The organism is Achromobacter sp. EB05, from assembly GCF_044232075.1.
GTDB classification, from domain to species: Bacteria; Pseudomonadota; Gammaproteobacteria; order Burkholderiales; family Burkholderiaceae_B; genus Achromobacter; species Achromobacter dolens.
Genome location: NZ_CP155917.1, coordinates 1,550,438 through 1,571,859, shown reverse-complemented (window position 1 = coordinate 1,571,859; position 21,422 = coordinate 1,550,438). Strand labels below are relative to the sequence as shown.

19 protein-coding genes are annotated in these 21,422 nt (G+C 67.1%); 3 read left to right on the top strand and 16 right to left on the bottom strand.

The genetic code is table 11. The annotated features are described in order from the left end of the window. Nucleotides 1-10: 10 nt before the first annotated feature. The 7 genes from AAID08_RS07150 to AAID08_RS07120 form a co-directional block, all read right to left on the bottom strand. Nucleotides 11-313, bottom strand: a complete 303-nt coding sequence (locus AAID08_RS07150) for a cupredoxin domain-containing protein (protein WP_395757804.1) — start codon at nt 311-313, stop codon at nt 11-13. 53 nt (nt 314-366) lie between these two features. Beyond that, a complete protein-coding gene (locus tag AAID08_RS07145; protein WP_006393588.1) occupies nt 367-903 on the bottom strand; it encodes an iron transporter in 537 nt (178 codons plus the stop codon). 222 nt (nt 904-1,125) lie between these two features. Then, nucleotides 1,126-1,695: a polyhydroxyalkanoate synthesis repressor PhaR gene (gene phaR, locus AAID08_RS07140; protein ID WP_006393587.1), complete on the bottom strand. Its 570-nt coding sequence runs from the start codon at nt 1,693-1,695 to the stop codon at nt 1,126-1,128. Between the two features lie 119 nt (nt 1,696-1,814). Next, nucleotides 1,815-2,552, bottom strand: a complete 738-nt coding sequence (locus AAID08_RS07135; RefSeq protein WP_054501476.1) for a 3-ketoacyl-ACP reductase — start codon at nt 2,550-2,552, stop codon at nt 1,815-1,817. 91 nt (nt 2,553-2,643) lie between these two features. Further along, the gene (gene phaC / locus AAID08_RS07130; protein WP_175167610.1) at nt 2,644-4,281 is read right to left on the bottom strand and encodes a class I poly(R)-hydroxyalkanoic acid synthase; all 1,638 of its coding nucleotides are present in this window, start codon (nt 4,279-4,281) and stop codon (nt 2,644-2,646) included. Between the two features lie 123 nt (nt 4,282-4,404). Continuing rightward, nucleotides 4,405-5,169: a peptidoglycan editing factor PgeF gene (gene pgeF / locus AAID08_RS07125; RefSeq protein ID WP_175142209.1), complete on the bottom strand. Its 765-nt coding sequence runs from the start codon at nt 5,167-5,169 to the stop codon at nt 4,405-4,407. Next, nucleotides 5,157-6,155 (bottom strand): RluA family pseudouridine synthase, encoded by a 999-nt coding sequence (locus AAID08_RS07120; protein WP_054501479.1) that lies wholly within the window; start codon nt 6,153-6,155, stop codon nt 5,157-5,159. The genes pgeF and AAID08_RS07120 overlap by 13 nt, the downstream gene beginning before the upstream one ends. Before the next feature lie 107 nt (nt 6,156-6,262). Here AAID08_RS07120 and AAID08_RS07115 point away from each other — a divergent pair, with 107 nt between their 5' ends. Beyond that, entirely contained in the window at nt 6,263-7,051 is a 789-nt protein-coding gene (locus AAID08_RS07115) for an outer membrane protein assembly factor BamD (RefSeq protein ID WP_054501480.1), read from the top strand. Between the two features lie 121 nt (nt 7,052-7,172). Here the strand turns inward: AAID08_RS07115 and AAID08_RS07110 are convergent, their stop codons facing one another. Further along, complete coding sequence (locus AAID08_RS07110) at nt 7,173-9,260, bottom strand: ATP-dependent DNA helicase (protein WP_054501481.1); 2,088 nt, start codon at nt 9,258-9,260, stop codon at nt 7,173-7,175. Between the two features lie 228 nt (nt 9,261-9,488). Here AAID08_RS07110 and tex point away from each other — a divergent pair, with 228 nt between their 5' ends. Further along, nucleotides 9,489-11,867 (top strand): RNA-binding transcriptional accessory protein Tex, encoded by a 2,379-nt coding sequence (gene tex, locus AAID08_RS07105; protein ID WP_395757482.1) that lies wholly within the window; start codon nt 9,489-9,491, stop codon nt 11,865-11,867. A gap of 324 nt (nt 11,868-12,191) precedes the next feature. Continuing rightward, nucleotides 12,192-12,695, top strand: coding sequence for a hypothetical protein (locus AAID08_RS07100; protein WP_054501483.1), 504 nt, complete (start codon nt 12,192-12,194; stop codon nt 12,693-12,695). Between the two features lie 90 nt (nt 12,696-12,785). Here the strand turns inward: AAID08_RS07100 and AAID08_RS07095 are convergent, their stop codons facing one another. The 8 genes from AAID08_RS07095 to AAID08_RS07060 all read right to left on the bottom strand — a co-directional run bounded on the left by AAID08_RS07095 (nt 12,786) and on the right by AAID08_RS07060 (nt 21,393). After that, nucleotides 12,786-14,138 (bottom strand): tryptophan--tRNA ligase, encoded by a 1,353-nt coding sequence (locus AAID08_RS07095; RefSeq protein ID WP_395757481.1) that lies wholly within the window; start codon nt 14,136-14,138, stop codon nt 12,786-12,788. 64 nt (nt 14,139-14,202) lie between these two features. After that, nucleotides 14,203-14,526 carry a DUF3325 domain-containing protein gene (locus tag AAID08_RS07090; protein WP_054501485.1) on the bottom strand — a complete coding sequence of 108 codons (324 nt, stop codon included), beginning with the start codon at nt 14,524-14,526 and terminating at the stop codon, nt 14,203-14,205. 6 nt (nt 14,527-14,532) lie between these two features. After that, nucleotides 14,533-16,242, bottom strand: coding sequence for a PepSY domain-containing protein (locus AAID08_RS07085; RefSeq protein ID WP_116792637.1), 1,710 nt, complete (start codon nt 16,240-16,242; stop codon nt 14,533-14,535). Further along, nucleotides 16,239-16,520 carry a DUF3649 domain-containing protein gene (locus AAID08_RS07080; RefSeq protein ID WP_006389389.1) on the bottom strand — a complete coding sequence of 94 codons (282 nt, stop codon included), beginning with the start codon at nt 16,518-16,520 and terminating at the stop codon, nt 16,239-16,241. Before AAID08_RS07080 ends, AAID08_RS07085 begins: the two co-directional genes overlap by 4 nt. A gap of 23 nt (nt 16,521-16,543) precedes the next feature. Then, nucleotides 16,544-17,176, bottom strand: a complete 633-nt coding sequence (locus tag AAID08_RS07075; RefSeq protein ID WP_054501487.1) for a DUF4198 domain-containing protein — start codon at nt 17,174-17,176, stop codon at nt 16,544-16,546. A 148-nt stretch (nt 17,177-17,324) separates the two neighbouring features. Next, nucleotides 17,325-19,826 carry a TonB-dependent siderophore receptor gene (locus tag AAID08_RS07070; RefSeq protein ID WP_395757480.1) on the bottom strand — a complete coding sequence of 834 codons (2,502 nt, stop codon included), beginning with the start codon at nt 19,824-19,826 and terminating at the stop codon, nt 17,325-17,327. Nucleotides 19,827-19,916: 90 nt separating this feature from the next. Further along, on the bottom strand, nt 19,917-20,867 hold the full coding sequence (locus AAID08_RS07065) for a DUF4880 domain-containing protein (protein WP_395757479.1): 951 nt from the start codon (nt 20,865-20,867) through the stop codon (nt 19,917-19,919). Continuing rightward, nucleotides 20,860-21,393 carry a sigma-70 family RNA polymerase sigma factor gene (locus AAID08_RS07060; protein WP_054501488.1) on the bottom strand — a complete coding sequence of 178 codons (534 nt, stop codon included), beginning with the start codon at nt 21,391-21,393 and terminating at the stop codon, nt 20,860-20,862. Before AAID08_RS07060 ends, AAID08_RS07065 begins: the two co-directional genes overlap by 8 nt. Between the last annotated feature and the right edge of the window lie 29 nt (nt 21,394-21,422).

Below are 21,422 nucleotides of genomic sequence, written 5' to 3'. Positions count from 1 at the left end.
GTGCGGCCGCCTATTCCTTGGGCTTGACGATCAGGGTGCCTTTGACCGCCTGGTGAAAATCATCGAAGAACGGATACTCGCCGGGTCGCGAGATGGTGATGACCACAAACGACTTGACCCCGGGGCCGAGCACCTTCTCCTTGCGCAGCGGAATGCTCTCGAACTCCACCGGCTCGTTGCTTTCGTTGATCAGTTCGATCTTGAAGCGGCCGGCCGGCACTTCCAGCGTGGCCGGCTCAAAGGTGCCATTGGGCTTGAACGTCAACGTGAAGGTAGGCAGTTCGCCCGCCTGCGCGGGCGCCATGCCGGCCATGCCAGCCAGGCCAACCAGCAGCACGCAGATGACGCGAGACAGGCGACGCACGATCAGTAACCGCCCTTCTTGCCGGTGCCGGCGTAGACGAAGTCGTATTCGAGTTCGATCGGCTTGAACCAGTCGCCCACCCCGGTTTCCTTGTCGATGTGACGACCGAAGTGGTTCATCTTGTTGGCCGTCGGCGGCAGGATGGTGTACTTGAGCTTGTACTTGCCCGGGCCTTCGAGCTTGATGTTCTCGCCGTAGTGCGGGCCATCGTTGGCCACCATGGGCATGAGCTCACCCTTTTGCACGTTCTGGCTGCCGACCTTCTGGATCTCGTAGTTCACGACCAGGTAGGGCATCCACTCGCCTTCCGGGAATCCGGTGGGGTTGCCGGCGGTGGCGTGGATATCGGCTTCCAGGTGGACGTCGGAATCCTTGGCGGGACGCATCATGCCCGGCGGGTCCATTTCGATCGGCTGCAGGTAGACCGCGCCGATTTCCATGCCGCCTTTTTCAACGGGCTTGCCGATGGGGTATTCGGCCGCTTGGGCGGCGGACACGCTCAAAGCGACAATGGCCAGCGCCAAGGCTTTCTTCATCATGTGGGTCATCCTCAAAGCTCGATTGAAACGACGGTGTTCAAAACATAAACAAGAACCGTTTGCATTAATGTAACGAAAAAATCTGACATCACCCTGAATCGGAATGGTCCGAAACAAGAGGATGCTTGCGTACCGTCAAGCCAAAAGAAAGCCGGCGGGCAATCGCGCCGCCGGCTGGCTGGTTTTCTCGACCGCGGCCAGGCCGCGAGTCCGGAGGATCCGCTACGGCTTGCGGCCGCCGCCTTGCGAACCGCCCGGCGTGAACGGGAAGTTCGAGAACATGGCCCGGGTCTGGTCTTGCATCTGGTCCTGCATCTGGACGAACAGGTTTTTGCTCTGGTCGATGTAGTTGTTCATCATGTTCTGCAGCATCGGCGTCTGCACGTTCATGAACTGGGTCCAGGCCTCGGGGCCGAACTGGCTGCCGTACAGCCCCTTGGACTGCTCGGCCATGCGCTGCTGGATTTCCATGAAGGCCTGGATGTTCTTTTCCAGGTAGGAACCCATGATGCCCTGCATCGCGTGGCCGTAGAAACGGATGATCTGCGACAGCATGTTCGACGAGAACATGGGCATGCCGCCGCTCTCCTCTTCGAGGATGATCTGCAGCAGGATGCTGCGGGTGAGGTCCTCGGCGCTCTTGGCGTCGACAACCTGGAATTCTTCGTTGGCCAGGACCAGTTGCTTGACATCCGCCAAGGTGATGTAGGTGCTGGTCCGGGTGTCGTACAGGCGACGGTTGGGGTACTTTTTAATCAGGCGCAGGCTGGCGCCGGTTTGTGCTTGCGTCATGGTTGTCCCCGGATCGGGCGATCTCTAAGACTTCGAATAGGGTGAAGTGTAATGCCGCGGCGCCTTCTCCCCGAAGCGCCGCGGCCTGGAACGGCCGCCCGAGGGCAGCCCGCGATGCGTCAGCCCATGTGCAGGCCGCCGTTGAGCGAGAAGTCCGCGCCGGTGGAAAAGCCGGATTCATCGGAAGCCAGCCATGCCGTCATCGAGGCGATTTCTTCGGGCGTGCCGAGGCGACGCACCGGGATGGTGGCGACGATCTTCTCGAGCACATCGGGGCGGATGGCGCGCACCATGTCGGTCCCGATGTAGCCGGGCGAGATGGTGTTGACGGTGACGCCCTTGCTCGCGACTTCCTGGGCCAGCGCCATGGTGAAGCCATGGATGCCGGCCTTGGCCGTGGAGTAGTTGGTCTGGCCGAACTGGCCCTTCTGGCCGTTCACCGAGCTGATGTTGATGATGCGCCCCCACTGCCGCTCGACCATGCCGTCGATGACCTGCTTGGTCACGTTGAAGAGGCTGTTCAGGTTGGTGTCGATGACCGCGCGCCAATCGTCGGCGGTCATTTTCCGGAACAGGCCATCGCGGGTGATGCCCGCGTTGTTGACCAGCACATCGACCTGGCCAAGTTCCGCCGTGACGCGCTCGAAGGCGGCGACGGTGGAATCCCAGTCGGACACATTGCCGACGGAAGCATGGAAGGTATATCCCTGCGCCGCCTGCTCATCCAGCCATTGCTGGTAATTGCGGCTCGGGCCGCAGCCTGCCACGACGCGAAAGCCCTCTTTGGCCAGGCGCTGGCAAATAGAGGTGCCGATCCCGCCCATCCCGCCTGTAACGTAAGCCAGTTTTCCGCTCATTGGACTTCCTCCTGTGTGCGACGGACGCCTCGTTGATTGACTTCTACTTCTTCTACTTCTTATTGGCCCGGGGCCCACCGCAAGCGCGGTTTCAGGTGGCCCTGACCTTCACATACCTGCCAGGCGCCGGCTCGATCGGCCGGTATCTGGCGTTACCTGATTTTGCCCGAGCCTTGACCTGCTTGCCGGAATGCCCGGCCAGCCAGTCCGCCCAGTCGGGCCACCAGCTTCCTGGTTTTTCCTGCGCCTGCGCCAGCCAGGCGTTGGGATCGCCCGGCAGGGGGCGGCCCTCGGCGCCGGCGCCTTCGGCCACCCAATAGCTGCGGCGCTTCTTGGCCGGCGGGTTGACCACCCCGGCGATGTGGCCCGACGCGCCCAGCACGAAACGCTGCGGACCGCGCAGCACCTGGGTCGAGGCATAGGCCGAGACCCACGGCACGATGTGATCTTCGCGCGAACCGAAAATATACGCCGGCATCGACAGTCGCGTGAGGTCCAGTGGCAGCCCCGCCGCCTGGGCGCGGCCCGGCACCTTGAGATTGTTCTCGAGATACGTGTTGCGGAAGTACCAGGAAAAGAACGGCCCCGGCAGGTTGGTGCTGTCGCCGTTCCAGAACAGCAGATCGAAGGCCGGCGGCTTCTGGCCCTTGAGATAGTTGCCGACCACGTAGTTCCAGACCAGCTCATTTGGCCGCAGGAACGAAAAGGTGGTGGCCAGGTCGCGGCCCGGCATCAGTCCGCCGGCGCCCAATTGGTGGTCGCGCAGCAAGGCGTGGGTCTCGTCGACGAACACGCTCAGGATGCCGGTGTCATGGAAATCGAGCAGCGAGGTCAGCAGCGTCAACGCCGCGACGGGATGTTCGCCGCGCGCCTCGGCCAACGCCAGCGCCGAGGCCAGCATGGTGCCGCCGACGCAGAAACCGAGGGCGTTGACCTGCGGCTGGCGCGTGATGTCGCTGGCCACGCGCAGCGCCCGCAGCACCGCGTCGTCGAGATAGTCGGACCAGGTGGCGCGATCGACGCCGTCGGTATCGCTGGCCAGCGGGTTGCGCCAGGAGATCAGGAAAACGGTGAAACCCCGTTCGACCGCATGGCGCACGAACGAGTTATCGGGCTGCAGGTCGAGGATATAGAACTTGTTGATGTTCGGCGGCACGATCACCAGCGGCACCTCGTGCACCGTGGCCGTGGCGGGGGCATACTGGATCAGCTGGAACAGCCGGTTCTCGAACACCACTTCGCCGGGCGTCACCGCCACGTTGCGGCCGATCTCGAACTGCGTCTCGTCGGTCTGGGTGATGCGGCCTTTCTTGACGTCGCCCAGCAGATTGGCCAGGCCCTCGTTCAGGGCGCGGCCGGCGCTTTCGACGATGGACTGCTGGGCGTCGGGGTTCAGGGCCAGGAAGTTCGAGGGCGACAGCGCGTCTACCCACTGCATGATCGAAAAACGCAGCCGGTCGCGCATCGGCTCGCTGACCTGCGCGGCATCGACCATGCGCGACATGGCGCGGGCCGACAGCAGATAGGTATGGGCCATCAGCAGGTGCTGGCCATTGGCGGCCCAGGCCTGGCCAGCGAAACGCCGGTCGGCCGGCGGAGCCAGCGCGCCGCGACGGGCGTCGTCGCACAGGCGCTGCCATTCGCGCGAGAATTCAGCCTGGATATCGGCCAGGACGTCCGGAGCCACGCTCACCGGAAGGGGCCCTGAGGCGGAGAGATTGGCATTCACTTCGACACCTTGTTATCGAGACTTCCCGATTGATGTTGCATGTCGGGTTCAGCACTGTCAATGCGGGTATTCAATGAGGCCAGCAAGCCTAGCCGCCCGCGGGCGCGGCCGCTTTGCGTTGGATCAGACCGGGTCGAGCCAGGCCAGCAAAGCCATCCTGCCGGTCTCGCTGTCGCGACGGTAGGAAAAGAAGCGTCCGGCGTCCGCCACGGTGCACAGGCCGCTCAGCGTGACATCCTGCACGCCGGCCCGGCGCAGGCGGAATTCGGCCAGGCCGGCCAGGTCGGCCAGCCATTTGCCCGAAACGCCCGGACGCGGCCGGAAGTAGGTTTCCGTGGCGGGATCGTCCGCCAGGAAGGCGTCCAGCACGTCGCGACCGACCTCGAAGGCTTCCGGCCCGATGCCCGGGCCGACCCAGGCGCGCCAGGCGGTAGCGGCCGGGGCCTTGGCGCGCATGGCGGCCAGGGTGTTTTCCAATACGCCGCCGGACAGGCCGCGCCAGCCAGCGTGGGCCGCGCCCAGGACGCTGCCGTCGGCGTCGGCGATGACCACCGGCAGACAGTCCGCCACCATTACGGCCAGCACGCGGCCCGGGCGCGCGGTGACGCTGGCGTCCAGCGCCGGCTCGTCGGGCAGGTCGGCGGCGTCGGCGTCGACCACGTCGCTGCCATGCACCTGCCGCAGCCACAGCGGCTCGGCCGGAAGCGCCGCGCGCAAGCGGCGGCGGTTCTCGGCCACGGTATCGGGATCGTCTCCGGCGCGGCGGCCCAGGTTGAGGGTGTCGTGCGGCGCCACGCCCACGCCGCCGGCGCGGGTGGTGCAGAAATAGTTGACGCCGGCCCACGCCGGGCCGGTCACCACGGGCAAGCCTTCAATCACGCGTTCCATGCGATCGCTTCCTGGACCAGGGTCATGTCCGCCGGCACGGGGGCGGCGAACTGAACCTCGCCGCGACCGCCCGGATCATCGAAATGCAGGGCGCGGGCGTGCAGCATCTGCCGCTGCGCGCCCGCGATGTTCTTGCCGCCGTAGATCGCATCCGCCAGCAGCGGATGCCCGAGGCTGGCAAGGTGCACCCGGATCTGGTGGGTGCGGCCGGTTTCCAGGCGGCACACCACCTCGGTGACGCGGCCGCCGGGATCGACCTGGCCGCACCGCGCGGGGGCATAGTGGGTGATGGCGGGTTTCGGCGCCACGGGCCGCTCGACGCTCATGCGCACCGGCACGCGCGGGTCGCGGCCGATCGGGCGGTCCACCTTGCCGGCGCGGACCAGCCAGCCGTGCGCCAGGGCGACGTATTCACGCCCCATGCTGCGCGCCTGCAACTGGCGCACCAGATGGGTCTGCGCGATTTCATTGCGCGCCACCACCATCAGCCCCGAAGTGTCCTTGTCCAGCCGGTGAACGATACCGGCGCGGGCCACCTGCGCCAGTTCGGGATAGCGGTGCAGCAGGCCGTTGAGCAGCGTGCCGCTCCAGTTGCCGGCGCCGGGGTGCACCACCAGGCCGGCGGGTTTGTTCACCACGATCCAGTCGGCGCTTTCATCGACCACGGGGAAATCGATGGGTTCGGGGGCGAAAGCCAGCGTCTCGGGAGCCGGCTGGGCCCAGACCGTGATTTCGTCGCCCGGCCCCACCGTCTGGCGGACCTTGCCGGGCGCGCCGTTGACGTGGACGTTGCCGGCCTCGATCCAGCCCTGCAGCCGGCTGCGGGAATGGTCCGTCAACAGTCCGGCCAGCACCTTGTCCAGCCGGTCGGCGCGGGTGCCCGCAGGCACCGTTACAAATTGCGGTTCGCCGCGCGGGTTTTCGCCGGAAAGGCTCAGGAGCTCATCGTCGGAAACGAGATCTGCGCTGATGGCTGTATCGGACATGGAGACAAATCATATAATCAGCCTGCCATGCTAACACCAAGGATACGATTCTCGTGATTCACCACTCCGCAGCTCCCTTGAACCCCGCCTCCCGAAGCGGGTCGGTTTTGCGCGTGGTTATCGCGCTATTTGCCGTCATCGCGATCGCCGGTTGCGGTTCGACCAACAGCAAGTACGACAAGACCACGAACTGGAGCGCCGAGCAGCTCTACGCCGACGCCAAGGCCGAAATCTCCTCGGGCGGCTGGAAAGAAGCGCGCGAGCGCCTGACCGCCATCGAGAGCCGCTATCCCTTCGGCGTCTACGCCCAGCAGGCCCTGCTCGAGCTGGCCTACGTCAACTGGAAGGATGGCGAAAACGAACAGGCGCTGGCCGCGATCGACCGCTTCCAGCAGCTCTACCCCAACCATCCCGGCACCGACTACGCGCTGTACCTGAAGGGCCTGATCAACTTCACGCCGGCCAGCGCCTTCATGAGCAACATCACCGGCCAGGATCCGGCCGAACGCGACCCCAAGGGCCTGCGCGCCTCGTATGACGCGTTCAATGACCTGATCAAGCGCTACCCGGACAGCAAGTACACCCCGGATGCCATCAAGCGGGTGGCCTGGCTGGTCAACACCATCGCCATGAACGAAGTACACGTGGCCCGCTACTACTACGAGCGCGGCGCCTACATCGCCGCCGCCAACCGCGCGCAGACCGTCATCACCGACTTCGAGGGCGCCCCCGCCACCGAGGAAGCGCTCTACCTGATGGTGCAGTCCTACGACAAGCTCGGCATGACCGAACTGAAAAACGACGCGCAGCGCGTGCTCGACAAGAACTTTCCCAACAGCTCGTTCAAGGACAAGGGCCTGAAGGCCGACAAGAGCTGGTGGAATCCGTTCAACTGAACACCGACAGTATGGGAAGCCCCTCGATCTCTCGAGGGGCTTTTTTTTGTCCGGCGACGTCCTTGGGTCCTATTCGCGCGGTGCGAGTCAGGACGGTCCGCTTCTGCCTGGCCAGCCCGCCCTATTCCTGCTTGCGGCGGTAGAAAGCCAGCACCTCTTCCAGTTCGCGCGTCCGCGCGAATGGCGGCAAGCCGCGCCACAGGCGCTTGCCATAGGGCTTCTCGACCAGGCGGGCATCGCCCACCATCAGTACGCCCCAGTCCGATTCCGTGCGGATCAGGCGGCCAGCGCCCTGCTTGAGCGAGATCGCGGCCTCGGGCAACTGGTATTCCGAGAACGGATTGCCGCCGTGGGCGCGACAGGCCCGCAGCCGCGCCTCGATCACCGGATCGTCCGGTGGAGCGAACGGCAGCTTGTCGATCGCCACCAGCGTCAGCACGTCGCCCGGCAGGTCGATGCCCTCCCAGAAGCTGGCGCTGCCCACCAGCACCGGGTGCGTCAGCTTGCAGAAACGGTCCAGCAGGTCGCGGCGCGTGCCCTCGCCCTGCTTGAGCAGCGGCCAGTCGTGGCCGGCGTCGTCGAAGGCGTCGGCCAGCAGGTTGGCGACCTTGTCCACGGCGCGCAGCGTGGTGCACAACACCAGCGTGCCGCCCGGGCTGGCTTCCAGCAGCGGCAGCAGCGTCTGCACGAAGCGGTCCAGGAACTGCGGCGATTGCGGCTCGGGCATGCCGCGCGGCACGAACAGCAGCGCCTGCTCGGGATAATCGAAGGGCGACTCCCACTTGCCGGTGCGGGCGCGATCCAGGCCCAGTTGGCCGGTGAAGTGCGTGAACTCGCCATTCACCGACAACGTGGCCGAAGTCATGATCCAGGCCTGGCCCGGCTTGCGGTATTTGGAGAATGCCTGCGCCACCGACAGCGGCGCCGAATGCAGCCGCACATGGTGTTGGCCATGCTCGACCCAGCGCACCGCCGGGCCGGTCCATTCCACCGCCGCGGCCGCGCCTTCGAGGATCGCGGCAGGCGTGGACAGGCCATCGCCCAGCGCCGGTTGCGGGGCCGATGCCGGCGCCTGGTCGTCGCGGCCCCAGCCCTCGTCGTCAAAGCCGGCGCCGTCGCGGCCCGGCGTGGCCCAGCGCTTGAGGCGCACGGCGATTTCAGCGCCGCTGCGGGCGGCGGCCACCAGGTCGGGATGGCGCTCGGCGACCGAACCCAGCGCGTTGGTGGCGATGTCCACCGCCTCGCGCAACACCGCGAACGCGGCATCGAACTCATCGGCGTTGGGAATGGCCTCGAACGTGGCCTTGCGGCCCGGCAGACGCTCGAGCGGCGCACAGACCAGGCGCAATTCGCGCGTGGCGGTTTCCAGGTGCCGCGCGACGTCGCTCCATTTGGTGGCTTCGCGCGCATAGGCCAGGCCGGCGGCTTCGAGCGCGCGGCCGAAATCCAGCAACTGGTGCGTCGACACGCTGCTGCCAAGGAAGCGGGTGGCCGTGTCGGGCAACTGGTGCGCTTCGTCGAAGATGACGGTGTCGGCCTCGGGCAGCAGGTCGGTGACGCCCTCTTCGCGCAGCACCAGGTCGGCCATGAACAGGGCGTGGTTGACCACCACCACGTCGGCTTCCTGCGCCTGACGGCGAGCCTTGACCACGAAACAGTCGCGGATGCGCGGGCATTCCTGGCCCAGGCAGTTCTCGCGGGTCGAGGTGACACGCTGCCAGATGTCGGCGTCTTCGGGCACCTGGGCCAGGTCGCCGCGGTCGCCGGTCTTGGAAATGCCGGCGAACACCTGGATCTGGCGCAGTTGCTGGATTTCGGTGCGCGACTTCAAGGCGCGTTCGTCGCCCTGCAGGCGATCAAGATGGTAGTGACAGACGTAGTTGCCGCGCCCCTTGAGCAGCGCGGCCGTCACCGGGGCCGCCAGCGCCGCCCGTACCCGCGGCAGGTCGCGCGTGAACAGTTGATCCTGCAGCGTGCGGGTACCGGTGGAAATCAGCACCTTGCCGCCCTGGATGAAGGCGGGTACAAGATACGCCCAGGTCTTGCCGATGCCGGTGCCGGCCTCGGCCACCAGCGTGGCGCGGTCCTGAATGGCCTGGCCGATGGCCTGGGCCAGTTCCACTTGGGAAGGGCGCGGCTTGTAGCCGGGCAAGGCCGACGCGAGCGGGCCGTCCTCGGCGAAGAATTCGGAGATGTCCAGGTCCAGCATGGATACAGCCTGGCGTCGAAGGCGACCGTGCCGGTGGACGGTCGGGGCGCCAGACCCAGAATGGGTGGGAAAGGACCAAATGATACCCGCTGGCGCTGCGCTTTTCCGCCCAACGCGTCGCAAACGTCCCGTCCCATGGGGACGGATGTGTCCACCCTGGCACGTTCTGTAACAACGGCTTATGGCACAATCCGCCCCTTGTTTTTCCTTTTTTGCCGTCGTATCGAGATGTCTGAAACTTCCGTTATCACGAACGTCGCCGCCGGCGTCGACAATGCCCGCATCGTTGCCCAGCTCGCCACCGAGCTCGGCGCACGCGCCTCCCAGATCGCCGCGGCGGTGGAACTGCTTGACGACGGCGCCACCGTGCCGTTCATCGCGCGCTACCGCAAGGAAGCCACCGGCGGCCTGGATGACACCGTCCTGCGCAACCTGGAAGTGCGCCTGGGCTACCTGCGCGAACTCGAAGAACGCCGCGGCGCGATCCTCGAATCGATCTCGCAGCAAGGCAAGCTGACGCCCGAACTGCAGCAGGAAATCGCCAGCGCCGACACCAAGCAGCGCCTGGAAGACTTGTACGCGCCGTACAAGCCCAAGCGCCGCACGCGCGCCCAGATCGCCCGCGAGGCCGGCCTGGAGCCGCTGGCCGACGCCATCCTGGCCGACCCGGCCTGCGACCCGGCCGCGCTGGCCGCGCAGTACCTGAATCCCGAAGCCTCGATCAACGACGCCAAGGCGGCGCTGGACGGCGCCCGCGACATCCTGGCCGAGCGCTACGCCGAGAACGCCGACCTGCTGGCCGACATGCGCGAGCACCTCTGGTCCACCGGCTATCTGTATTCCAAGATGGTCGACGGCAAGGAAACCGAAGGCGCCAACTTCCGCGACTGGTTCGACTTCAACGAGCCGCTGCGCACGCTGCCGTCCCATCGCATCCTGGCGCTGTTGCGCGGCCGCCAGCAAGGCGTGCTGGAAATCCGCCTGGGACTGGAAGCAGAACTCGAAGCGCAAACCCCGCATCCCTGCGTGGCGCGCATCGCCAGCTTCCTGAAGCTGGGCAATGGCCTGTTCGCCCTCGACGCCTCGCCGCGCGCGCGCTGGCTGGGCGAAGTCTGCCGCTGGACCTGGCGCGTCAAGCTGGTGACGGCTTTCGAAAGCGAACTGATCGGCCGCCTGCGCGAGACCGCCGAGGCCGAGGCCATCCGTGTGTTCGCCGCCAACCTGAAAGACCTGCTGCTGGCCGCGCCGGCCGGCCCCAAGGCCGTGCTGGGTCTGGACCCCGGCATCCGCACCGGTTGCAAGGTGGCCGTGATCGACCGTACCGGCAAGGTGGTCGACACCACCACTGTCTACCCGTTCGAGCCGCGCCGCGACCGCGAGGGCACCATCAACACCCTGGCCGCGCTGGTCGCGCGCCACAAGGTCGACCTGATCGCGATCGGCAACGGCACGGCATCGCGCGAAAGCGAGAAGCTGGTGGGCGACATGCAGGAACGCTTCCCCGACCTGAAGGTCACGCGTGTGGTGGTATCCGAGGCCGGCGCCTCGGTGTACTCGGCATCGGAAACCGCCGCGCAGGAATTCCCCGATCTCGACGTGACGCTGCGCGGTGCCGTGTCGATCGCGCGCCGCCTGCAGGATCCGCTGGCCGAGCTGGTCAAGATCGATCCCAAGGCCATCGGCGTCGGCCAATACCAGCACGACGTCAACCAGCGCGAACTGGCGCGTTCGCTGGACGCGGTGGTCGAGGACTGCGTGAACGCGGTCGGCGTGGACGTCAACACGGCCTCCGCCGCGCTGCTGGCGCGCGTGTCGGGCCTGAACTCGCTGCTGGCCAAGAACATCGTGGCCTGGCGCGACGAGAACGGCGCCTTCCCCTCCCGCGAACAACTGCGCAAGGTGCCGCGCTTCGGCGACAAGGCTTTCGAGCAGGCCGCGGGCTTCCTGCGCATTCCCAACGGCGACAATCCGCTGGATGCCTCGTCGGTGCACCCGGAGGCGTATCCGGTGGTCGAGCGCATCGTGGCCAAGATCAAGGCCGAGGTGAAGCAGATCATCGGCCAGCGCGACGCGCTCAAGGGCGTGTCGCCCTCTGATTTCACGGACGAGCGCTTCGGGCTGCCGACGGTGCGCGACATCTTCGCCGAACTGGAAAAGCCCGGCCGCGATCCGCGTCCCGAGTTCAAGACCGCCCAGTTCAAGGAAGGCGTCGAGACGCTCAACGACCTGTACCCCGGCATGGTGCTCGAAGGCGTGGTGACCAACGTCGCCAACTTCGGCGCGTTCGTCGACATCGGCGTGCACCAGGACGGGCTGGTCCACATCTCGGCGCTGGCCGAGAAGTTCGTGAAGGATCCGCGCGACGTGGTGCGCGTGGGCCAGACCGTCAGCGTGAAGGTGCTGGAAGTGGACGTGGCGCGCAAGCGCGTGGCCCTGACCATGCGCATGAACGACGCCGCCGTGCCCGCCCGGCGCGGCGCTGACGCCCCCAAGGGCGGCGATCGTGGCGGCCGCCGCCCGCAGGGCGACGGCGGCCGCGGCAACGCCGGCGGCAGCGGCGCAATGAACAGCGCCATGGCCGACGCATTCGCCAAGCTCAAGCGTTGAGCCCCTCCCCTGGCCGCTCCCCGCAGGAGCCGGCCAGGCGGCCAGCCCAAGTCTCACCAACCGGCGCACATGCGCCGGTTGTCATTCACGGTTGTCATTCAACTAAGGACTTTCCCTCAAAGTCCGCCCCTCCTTGCGTTGTCTCAAGCCGGACGCAACAAAAATAAGAGAAAATATCGAATTGTGTCTAAATAATAAGCCGGCGGATCGGGCACGCACGGCGGAAGCAAACCCATGATCAGGCGAGCTGCGGCGCAAACGTCTATCAGGTCGAAGCACAAGAAAAACAGCGCCATACCAGAGACACCGGAGATCCGTCCCGCCATGCGCAACACAATTACGCTTGCCGCCAACGAAACGGCAATCATCACCAAGAAGGAAGCCAGCCCGAGCGGCGCCTACAACGAGGTCACTCTCGGCCAATATGCCCACCTGACCGTGGATGGCGCCGAAGTCACCTTCAAACACATCACGCTGGAACGCCTGGGCAACCGGGTCATCGAGCTGGCCAACGGCGCGCAACTGCACGTGGGCGCGCTGGGATTCGCCAGCATGGGCGCCAGCATCACCTACCGCATCGGCGCCGGCTGTGCGCTGACCTTCGATGCCAGCCAATGGGATCCGGAAGTCGTGGCCAACACCACGTTCGATTTCGTCAGCCAGGGCAGCGGCACGCTCAAGTATTTTCCGTTCATCAACCCCGAGTGGCTCGACTGCCCCAACGTGACAGGCTATTCCGAAGGCGACATGCTGGAAATCGCGGGCCAGGGCAGCGCGCAACGATTCCAGGTGCGCGACGGCCGCATCGTTTCCGCCAACGCACGCTAACGGCGACGACGCGCGGCAAGCCTTTCCTGGAGAACAAAAACGACAAGGGCGGCGCAATGGCGCCGCCCTTGTCTTGCCGCCTGCGCGGCGTTATTCCTGAGCCATCGAGCGCAACGCGTCGCGCGTCTTCGCAAATTGCGCCTGGGCGTCGCCGACGGCGCCGGCCGGCGCCGTCGCCACGGTGACGCCGTCCAGTACCGCAGTCAGGCCCTCAGCCGTGGCTTGCAACAGAGCCTCGGGGGACTCCGCCTGCAAGCGGCGCATCAGCGCGCCGGCTTGCTTCGGATCGGCAAAGCGTTGCGACAACAGCAGCTCCTCGCCATCGGCGGCCAGGAAGCGGAAACGGAAGCCGCCGTCCTCGTCACGGAAACTAACGAAACGCGCGCCCTTGCCTTTTTCCTTCCTGGCCGGCGCGTCCTTGCCCGGCGCCTGCGCGTTCAGGTTGCGCAGGCCCACGGCCTCGCGCAGCTCGCGCATCATCGGCACCGCCAGCTTGCGCGCCTTGGCAGCGCCGGCCTGCAGCACGTCCTCGATGCGGCCGGGGTTGGCCATCAGGTCGAAGTAACGCTCGCGCATCGGCGCCAGCAGGTTCTCCAGGTGATCGTAGAGCGCCTGCTTGGCCTCGCCCCAGCCCAGGCCTTCCTCGAGTTGCTTGCGGAAGGCCGCGGCCTGTTCGTGCGTGGCGAAGGCGCGGTAGATGGTGTACAGGTGCGAGCCTTCGGCGTCCTTGGGTTCGCCCGGTTCGCGCGAGTCGGTGACGATGCGCATGATCGAGGCGCGCAGCGCCTTGGCGCCGCCCTCGAACAGCGGGATGGTGTTGTTGTAGCTCTTGGACATCTTGCGGCCGTCCAGGCCCGGCAACGTGGCCACGTCCTCTTCGATGGCGACCTCGGGCAGCGTGAAGTATTCGCGGCCGTACAGGTGGTTGAAGCGCTGGGCGATGTCGCGCGCCATTTCCAGGTGCTGGATCTGGTCGCGGCCCACCGGCACCTTGTTGGCGTTGAACATGACGATGTCCGCCGCCATCAGCACCGGATACGAGAACAGGCCCATGGTCACGCCGTCATCGGGATCCACACCCTTGGCCACGTTCTGGTCGACCGAGGCCTTGTAGGCGTGCGCGCGGTTCATCAGGCCCTTGGCCGTGACGCAGGTCAGCAGCCAGCTCAGCTCGGGGATCTCCGGGATGTCCGACTGGCGGTAGAAGGTCACGCGCTCGGGATCGAGCCCGACCGCCAGCCAGGTGGCGGCGATTTCAAGCCGCGAACGGGCCACGCGGGCCGGGTCGTCGCACTTGATCAGGGCGTGGTAATCGGCCAGGAAGAAAAACGCGTCGACGCCCGGTTGCGTGCTCGCCTGGACCGCCGGGCGGATCGCGCCAGCGTAGTTGCCGAGGTGGGGGGTACCGGAGGTGGTGATGCCAGTAAGGACGCGGGTGTTCATGGACGATGCAGGCGTTTGCTTGGTGAAACGCCCAGTGTAACGTGCCGCGCGGGCGACGCCGTGGTTACAGGACGGCCAGCAGCGGCGCGGCCAGCGCGCACACCCCGCCGGCCGTCAGCGCGGCGCGCGGCCGGAAGGTCAGGAACCAGATCAGCAGCAGGCCGGCGATGCTGAGGATGCCGATCCATTCGACCGTGCCATAGCTCCAGCCCCAGACTGCGGCCGAGGCGCACAGCGACAGGGCCAGCGCCAGCCAGCCGAAGACCCGCAACGGCACGCGATGGCGGCGTGGCAAAGCGCGGTCGAACAGGTCTTCGTAGTGACGGTCCATGCCCAGGCACAGGGCGGAGAACCCCGCATAGGCCAGGCAGAAGGCGGCGAGCGTCATGGCGTATCACCTCGATTCATAGGCGGCTTCGGAAGGGGAATGCGGCGGCGTCGGGACGGATGACTCGGCGGGACGGGTCCGGGCCTGCACTTGCGCCGCGGCGGGCGCGGACGCTTCAGCGGCCGTGGCGGCGCGAGCACGGACGGGCGTCTTGGCAGCGCCCCTGGCCGGCGCCTTGCGCGCCCGGGCAGCCTTGCGCGCTATCCAGCCCAGCAGCAACGCGCCCGCCAGGCAGGTCAGGTCGAATCCCGCCATGACCCAGTCGCCCGCCGCCAGCGACACGCCAAGGTGACGCGAAGTGGTCAAGGCATTGACCACCGGCACCAGCGCCAGCGAAACAGCGGCCAGTCTCAGCAGATCCACCCACTTGCGCTTCGGGAACAGGAACGCGTATGCCAGCGACAGGCCCCAGGCGGCGAAGAACGCGCGCACTTCCCACAACTGGCGACCCGGGAGGTCGGCCGGCACCAGCCGGTTGGCCCAGAAGAACGCGGCGACCGCGATGAACAGGCCGGCGATGGTGCCGGCATTCAAACCGTCCACCAGGCGCAGCGAGAAGGCCTCGCGCGCACCGGGGCGCGCCTTCTGGCGGCGCTTGGCGATCCATAGCACCAGGCCGGAACCGACCATGCCCGTGCCCGCCAGGCTGACCAGGAAATAGAACCAGCGCAGTAGCGGCTCGGCGAACAGGCCCAGGTGCAGGCCGACGACCACGCCGGCGGTGCGCACGGTGGGGCTCAGTTCGTCCTGCCCTTCCTGGTAGGCGCCGCTGACGCCATCGAATCGCATGTAGGGCGCCAGGCGGCCGTAGGACACGCCATCGGCCGCATCGCGGGTGACGGTGACCGTGGCGCCGGCATCGCCGGGATTGTTGACCGTGACGCGGCCCACGCGGCCATGCCAGCGCTGCTGCGCCTGCTCTACCAACGGTGCAAGCGCCGTCAGGGGCGCCGCCTCGTTGCGCGGCGGCGTGACCTTGAATGCCGCGAACACGTCATCCGAATATTGCCGCGGGTTTTCATAGACCGCCATGATGCCGGCGGGCATCAGCATGGCCATGAACAGCACCAGGCCGCTGAAGGTGATCATCAGGTGGAACGGCAACCCCAGCACCGACAGCGCATTGTGGCCGTCCATCCAGGCCCGCTGGCCGCCCTTCTTGGGGCGGAAGGTGAAGAAGTCGGCGAAGATCTTCTTGTGCGTGATGATGCCGCTGATGATGGCCACCAGCATGAACATGCCGGCGATGCTGGCAAGCCAGCGTCCCCACGGGAACGCCATCTCGAGTTCGAAATGGAAGCGGTAGAAGAAGTCGCCGCCGCGCGTTTCGCGCCCGCTGACGGCCTGCCCGGTCCGCGGATCAAGCTTGGCGCGCACGAAGCCGCGTTCGCCCGGCTTGGGCTTGGGCACCTGGTACAGTAGCTGGATCAGCGGCTCGCGATCGGTCGGCGGCGTGATGAACCAGCGCTTGGCGTCGGGCGCGTGCTCGGCCAGGTAGCGCTGCGCCATGGCCACGGATTCGAGCGTGGGCGCGGCCTGCGCCTGGATCTCGGGCTGCATCCAGCGGGTGATCTCGGGACGGAAGAACGACAGCGTGCCGGTCAGGAACATCGCGAACAGCACCCAGCCGAAGATCAGGCCCGACCAGGTGTGCAGCCACGACATGGATTGGCGCAGGCCCTCTTCGCCTTGCGCTTTTCCGGTGCTGGGTTTCATGCGCCCCCCACCATGCGACCGATCAGGAACAGGCCGCCGAACAGCGCCGCCGGCAACAGGATGCCGGCCCAGGCGCGCCAGGCGTTGCGGGTGGCGAACACCCAGATGACGCCACAGGTGTAGACCACGAAGGCCGACATCTGCGCCGTGACGACGGCGTCGGCGCGCTGCATGGGCAGCCAGACGGCCAGGCAGGCCGCGGCCGCCGAGGCCAGGCCGTAGCCGCCGAGGATGGCGGCCAGGGCCCGCGAGGCCACGGCCAGACGGTAGCGCATCATGCCTGCGCCGGCTGCGGGAGCTTTCACTTGGTCACGTTGAAGGTCAGGGTGGAAACGTAGCGGATCCTGGCGTAGGCCTTGCCATCGGCCTCGCCGGCCTTGTCCTCGACGTGGGCGGCTTCCAGCACGTACTGGCCCGGCCACGGCGTGGTGATCTCGATGCGGCCGTTCTCGTCGCTGCGCAAGCGCTTTTCCCACTTGGGCGGGCCGAACACGGTGACCTCGGTCTTGGCCAGCGGCTTGCCCTTGAACTGCAGCACGAAGGTGTTGCTGCCCGCGGCGGCCGGCACCAGTTCCAGGTCGAGCTTGCCCTGGGTGTCTTCGCGGCCGGCCTTGGCGCCGTACTGCATCAGCGTGTCCTTGAACTGGATCGGCTGCGACAGGCGCACGTCGCCCTTGCCGCTGGCGGCGAACTCGACGAAATCCGCGCCCTCGGCCGACGCCTTGAGCGCCTTGCCATCGGCACCGGTCACCACCGGCGCCACCAGGACCTTGCCCAGCAGGCCGTCGCGCTTTTCACGCAGGTCGTCCGCCCATTCGCCGAAGTACGCCTTTGCCGCCCCCTGGTCGGCCCGCTCGAGCCAGACGAAGTGCGCCTGCGCCGCGCCGGCGCTGCCCAGCAGCGCGATGGCTGCCAAAGTCCTTGCGAATTTCATTGTCGATCTTCCTGTTGTGAATGCCGGCCTGGAACCGCCCCGCGACGGCTCTCTCTCGGCAAGGGTCTGAATTATAACCATTCTCACTACGATGTGAGGCTTTGCGTGCCTGCCCGTCCACGGCTACGCCGCGAACGGGCCGTCCGGCCTACCAGCGATAACGCAGGCTGGCCTTGATCGAGCGCTGGTAGCCGTACCAGCACCAGGAATCGCCCGAGCAAGAAGCGATGTATTCCTTGTCGAACAGGTTCTGCACGTTCAGCGCCACCTGCATGCCCTTGAGCGACGGCGACACGCGGCCCAGGTCGTAGTCCAGCATCAGGTCGAACAACGTGACTGACGGCACCTTCATGGTGTTGGCCTCGTCGCCGTACGACGACCCGATGTAGCGCACGCCGCCGCCCACGCCCAGGCCGGCCAGCGCACCGCCCTGCAACTGGTAGCGGGCCCAGGCCGAAGCCTGCTGCGAGGGCACGCCCACCGGCGCCTTGCCCTTCAGGTTCAGCCCGGAGGTGCTTGGATTGGCCTTGGAATAGGCGTTATCGAGCAGCGAATAGCCCGCCATCAGTGTCAGCCCGCGCAGCGGTTCGGTCTTGGCTTCCAGCTCGATGCCCTGCGTACGCAATTCACCGGACTGGATCTGGCAGCGCGCGTTGGACGTGCCGCACAGATGCGTCGGGTCCGGATCGGTGGTCAGCATGTTTTCGCGGCGGATGTCGAACGCGGCCACCGACAGCAACGTCGCGCTGCCCGGCGGCTGGTACTTGATGCCGACCTCGTACTGGTTGCCCTCGATCGGCTTGAAGGGCGCGTTGTTCCAGCCCGTGCCCGACTGCGGTTCGAACGATTCGGAGTAGCTGAAGTACGGCGCCACGCCGTTGTCGAAGTTGTAGATCACGCCGAAACGGCCGGTGAAGGCCTCCGCGCGCAACGACGAGGGCGTGGTGCGGCCAGTGGCGATGGCGGTGCTCTCGCCGACGTTGCGCGACCAGTCGTAGCGTCCGCCCAGCAGCACCGAAAGGCGGTCGATCTTGATCTGGTCCTGGAAGTACAGGCCGGTCTGGTACTGCTTGGTGGTGGCGTCGGTGGAGAACGCCGGCACCGGGATGTCCTGGTGGTTGTCCGGGTTCATCACGTTCAGCGCGGGCGCGCTGCCAAAGCCGGACAGCGTGTCGGTCTTGACATGCTGGTAGTCGAAGCCCAGCAGCACCGTGTGGCCGAAGGCGCCGGTATCGAAGCGCGCCTGCAGGTTGTTGTCGATGGTCAGCGCGCCGACCTCGACGTCGGTCGCGATCGCGGCACGCTGCTGGTACAGGTAACGGCTGTCGGTGTAGCCGTAGAAGCGGCTGGACGCGCCATAGATGCTGCGGTATTTGGCGTCGGAATGGGTCCAGCGCAGGCTCTGCGTCGCCTTCAGGGCATCGCTGAAGCGGTGGTCCAGCACGTAGCCGAGCGAATAGCTCTTGCGGTCGCTCTTCTCGAAATTGGCGTCGCCATCGTAGTAGCGTGGCGACAGGCGGATGCCGTCCGGCGCCGACAGCAGCGTGCGCATCGGCGGCGCAGCGCCATACGACCCCATGTCGGGATCGCGTTGGAAGTTCGTCAGCACGGTGAGCGAGGTGTCGCCGTTGGGCTTCCAGGTGAAGGCCGGCGAGACGAAGTAGCGGCGCTCCTTGGTGTGGTCGATCTGGCCGTCTGACATGTAGCCCGATCCCACCAGGCGGTACAGGTACTTGCCCTCTGCGTCCAGCGGGCCGCCGAAGTCGAAGTTGGCGCGCCGGTAATCGTAGTTGCCAACCTGAAGCTCGACTTCATGCAGCGCTTCTTCCAGCGGCCGCTTGCTGACCTGGTTGACCACGCCGCCGGGGCCGCCCTGCCCGTACATCACCGAGGCCGGCCCTTTCAGCACGTCGACCCGCTCCAGACGATAGGCGTCCACCTGCGGCAAGGCATCGCGCCCGCCGAACACACGCAGGCCGTCCAGGTAGGTCGATGCGGAGAAGCCGCGCACGCTGAACTGGTCCAGCCGCGTGGCGGTCGCGCCGCGCGTTTCGGTCGCCACGCCGGGCGTGTAGCGCAACACCTGGTTCAGCGTCTGCGCGCCCTGCTCCGCGATCTGCTCGCGCGTGACCACGGACACCGATTGCGGCGTCTCGATCAGCGGAGTGTCGGTCTTGGTGGCGCTGACGCTGGCGCCGGCCACGTAGCCCACGGTCGGCGCGAAGGCGCTCAGGGAACTGGCCGACACCGTCACCGGCGCCAACGTCAGCGTGTCGCCGGAGGGCGCCGCCACCAGCGTCCAGGAATTGCCGGCCTGGGCCCGCGCCTGCAGACCACTGCCAGCCAGGATGCGGGCGAAGCCGGCGCCCACCGGATAGGCGCCGTTCAGGCCTTCGGACCGCAAGCCGCGCACCTGCGCCGGATCGAACGACAGCACCACGCCCGCGCTGCGCGCGAATTGGGTCAGCGCATCGCCCAGCGGGCCAGCGGCGATCTGATAGGTGCGCGGCGCCTGGGCCGCGGCGGGCGAGGCTTGCGCCCAGGCGGCGGGCGCGGCGGCCAGCCAGGCGCCGGCGCAAGTGGCGGCGAGCACGGCCAGACGGCCGGCGGTCAAGGATGCGCCCAGGCGCGGGCAAGATGAAGCGGACACGAAAAACTCCCTTGTACGTAGGTCTCTATCTCTGCCTTTCCGTACCAGGAAGGAAAACCTGCAATGCATCGATCAGGAAATTTGTAACGCTCAGGCCGCGCGTGGCCCGACCTGCAGCCAGTACTGTGTGTGGCGCGTCACCACGATGGGCAGCGCCGGCTCCAGCGCCCGGAGCGCGCGCTCGGCGTCGTCCAGCGGGAACACGCCCGACAGCCGCAGGCCCGCCACCGCCGGGTCCACCCGTATCACGCCGACTCGCTGGCGCGCCAGGTAGTCGGCGAAATGGTCCAGGCGCCAGTCCTTGGCCACCACCAGACCGTCGACCCAGGCCAGGCGATCCGGATCGGCCGCCTGCCGCTCGACCCCGCCCAGGTCGTCGTAGCTCAGGCGTTCGCCCGCTTCGGCAGCCTGCGTCGACGCGCCATCGCGCAGCAAGGCGACACTGCCCTCGTAGACACCCAACTGTGCGCCACCCGGCGTGCGGCGCACGTCGAAACGCGCGTTGTCCGCCAGCAGCACGCCGTGGCCGGTGTCCACGCGCACCGGGGCGGCGCCTGGTCGCGCCTGCGCGCTCACCAGGATCTCGCCGCGCAACAGGTGGATGCCGCGCGCGCCGCTTGCCAGCCGCAGCGCGCTGTCGCTGTTCAGAGTGACGTGCAGGCCGTCGGCCACCGCCACCGCGCGCCGTTCGCCGATGCCGGTGCTGAGATCGGCGGCCAGGCGCTGCCACGGCGCATGCCGGTAGCCAGCCCAACCCGCCACGCCCACCCCAGCCAGCGTCAGCAAATTGCGCAGGGCCACGCGGCGGCCGGGCGTCGCCGGGCCGTCCAGCGCCGTATGCGCCAGCGCCGCGGGCACGCGGCGCGCATCGCGGCCAATCGCTTCCAGCCGCTCCCACGCCTTGCGATGCGCCGGATCCTGCGCCAGCCAGGCCTGACAGGCCTCGCGCTCGCCGGCATCGGCTATGCCCGACTGCAGGCGCGCCCACCAGGCGATGGCCTGGCGCACCACGGCATCGGGCGGCATGGCGGCGCTAGTCATAAAGCGCGGCATAACAGGCCGACATGGCGCGCACCATGTACTGCTGCACGGAACTGAGCGACACGCCCAGCCGCTGGGCGATTTCGGGATAGGTCAGGCCGTCGAGCTGCGACAGCAGGAACGCCGAGCGCGCCTTGGGCGGCAGCCGGTCGAGCAGGCGGTCAAGTCGCATCAGGGCCTGCATCTGCTCGGCCTGTGTCTCGGGCGACGGCGCATGGGCCTCGGGCAGGTCGGCCAGATAGGCCAGATAGGCATGTTCCAGCGCCGCGTGACGCTGATGATCGATCACCAGCCCCTTGGCGATGGTGGTCAGCAGCGCCCGAGCCTCGCCGGCGCGAACCGTCTTGCGGCCCTGGATCACGCGCACGAACACGTCCTGCGCCAGGTCCTCCGCGCGATGCGCGCAACCGAGCTTGCGGCGCAGCCAGCCGAACAGCCAGGGCCGATGGTCCCGGTACAGGCCGTCGACCTGCGTGGCGGGCGCATCGGCGCAGGAGGCCGGAGACGAAAGGAGGGGGGAAGACACGGGAAGACTGCGGCGCGGGACCAGAAGTC

What these genes read in the sequence shown, in the direction of transcription:
- AAID08_RS07150 (WP_395757804.1), bottom strand. Translation starts at nt 313, where the DNA reads ATGGCCGGCATGGCGCCCGCGCAGGCGGGCGAACTGCCTACCTTCACG.
- AAID08_RS07145 (WP_006393588.1), bottom strand. Translation starts at nt 903, where the DNA reads ATGATGAAGAAAGCCTTGGCGCTGGCCATTGTCGCTTTGAGCGTGTCC.
- phaR (WP_006393587.1), bottom strand. Translation starts at nt 1,695, where the DNA reads ATGACGCAAGCACAAACCGGCGCCAGCCTGCGCCTGATTAAAAAGTAC.
- AAID08_RS07135 (WP_054501476.1), bottom strand. Translation starts at nt 2,552, where the DNA reads ATGAGCGGAAAACTGGCTTACGTTACAGGCGGGATGGGCGGGATCGGC.
- pgeF (WP_175142209.1), bottom strand. Translation starts at nt 5,169, where the DNA reads ATGGAACGCGTGATTGAAGGCTTGCCCGTGGTGACCGGCCCGGCGTGG.
- AAID08_RS07120 (WP_054501479.1), bottom strand. Translation starts at nt 6,155, where the DNA reads ATGTCCGATACAGCCATCAGCGCAGATCTCGTTTCCGACGATGAGCTC.
- AAID08_RS07110 (WP_054501481.1), bottom strand. Translation starts at nt 9,260, where the DNA reads ATGCTGGACCTGGACATCTCCGAATTCTTCGCCGAGGACGGCCCGCTC.
- tex (WP_395757482.1), top strand. Translation starts at nt 9,489, where the DNA reads ATGTCTGAAACTTCCGTTATCACGAACGTCGCCGCCGGCGTCGACAAT.
- AAID08_RS07100 (WP_054501483.1), top strand. Translation starts at nt 12,192, where the DNA reads ATGCGCAACACAATTACGCTTGCCGCCAACGAAACGGCAATCATCACC.
- AAID08_RS07095 (WP_395757481.1), bottom strand. Translation starts at nt 14,138, where the DNA reads ATGAACACCCGCGTCCTTACTGGCATCACCACCTCCGGTACCCCCCAC.
- AAID08_RS07090 (WP_054501485.1), bottom strand. Translation starts at nt 14,526, where the DNA reads ATGACGCTCGCCGCCTTCTGCCTGGCCTATGCGGGGTTCTCCGCCCTG.
- AAID08_RS07085 (WP_116792637.1), bottom strand. Translation starts at nt 16,242, where the DNA reads ATGAAACCCAGCACCGGAAAAGCGCAAGGCGAAGAGGGCCTGCGCCAA.
- AAID08_RS07080 (WP_006389389.1), bottom strand. Translation starts at nt 16,520, where the DNA reads ATGATGCGCTACCGTCTGGCCGTGGCCTCGCGGGCCCTGGCCGCCATC.
- AAID08_RS07075 (WP_054501487.1), bottom strand. Translation starts at nt 17,176, where the DNA reads ATGAAATTCGCAAGGACTTTGGCAGCCATCGCGCTGCTGGGCAGCGCC.
- AAID08_RS07065 (WP_395757479.1), bottom strand. Translation starts at nt 20,867, where the DNA reads ATGACTAGCGCCGCCATGCCGCCCGATGCCGTGGTGCGCCAGGCCATC.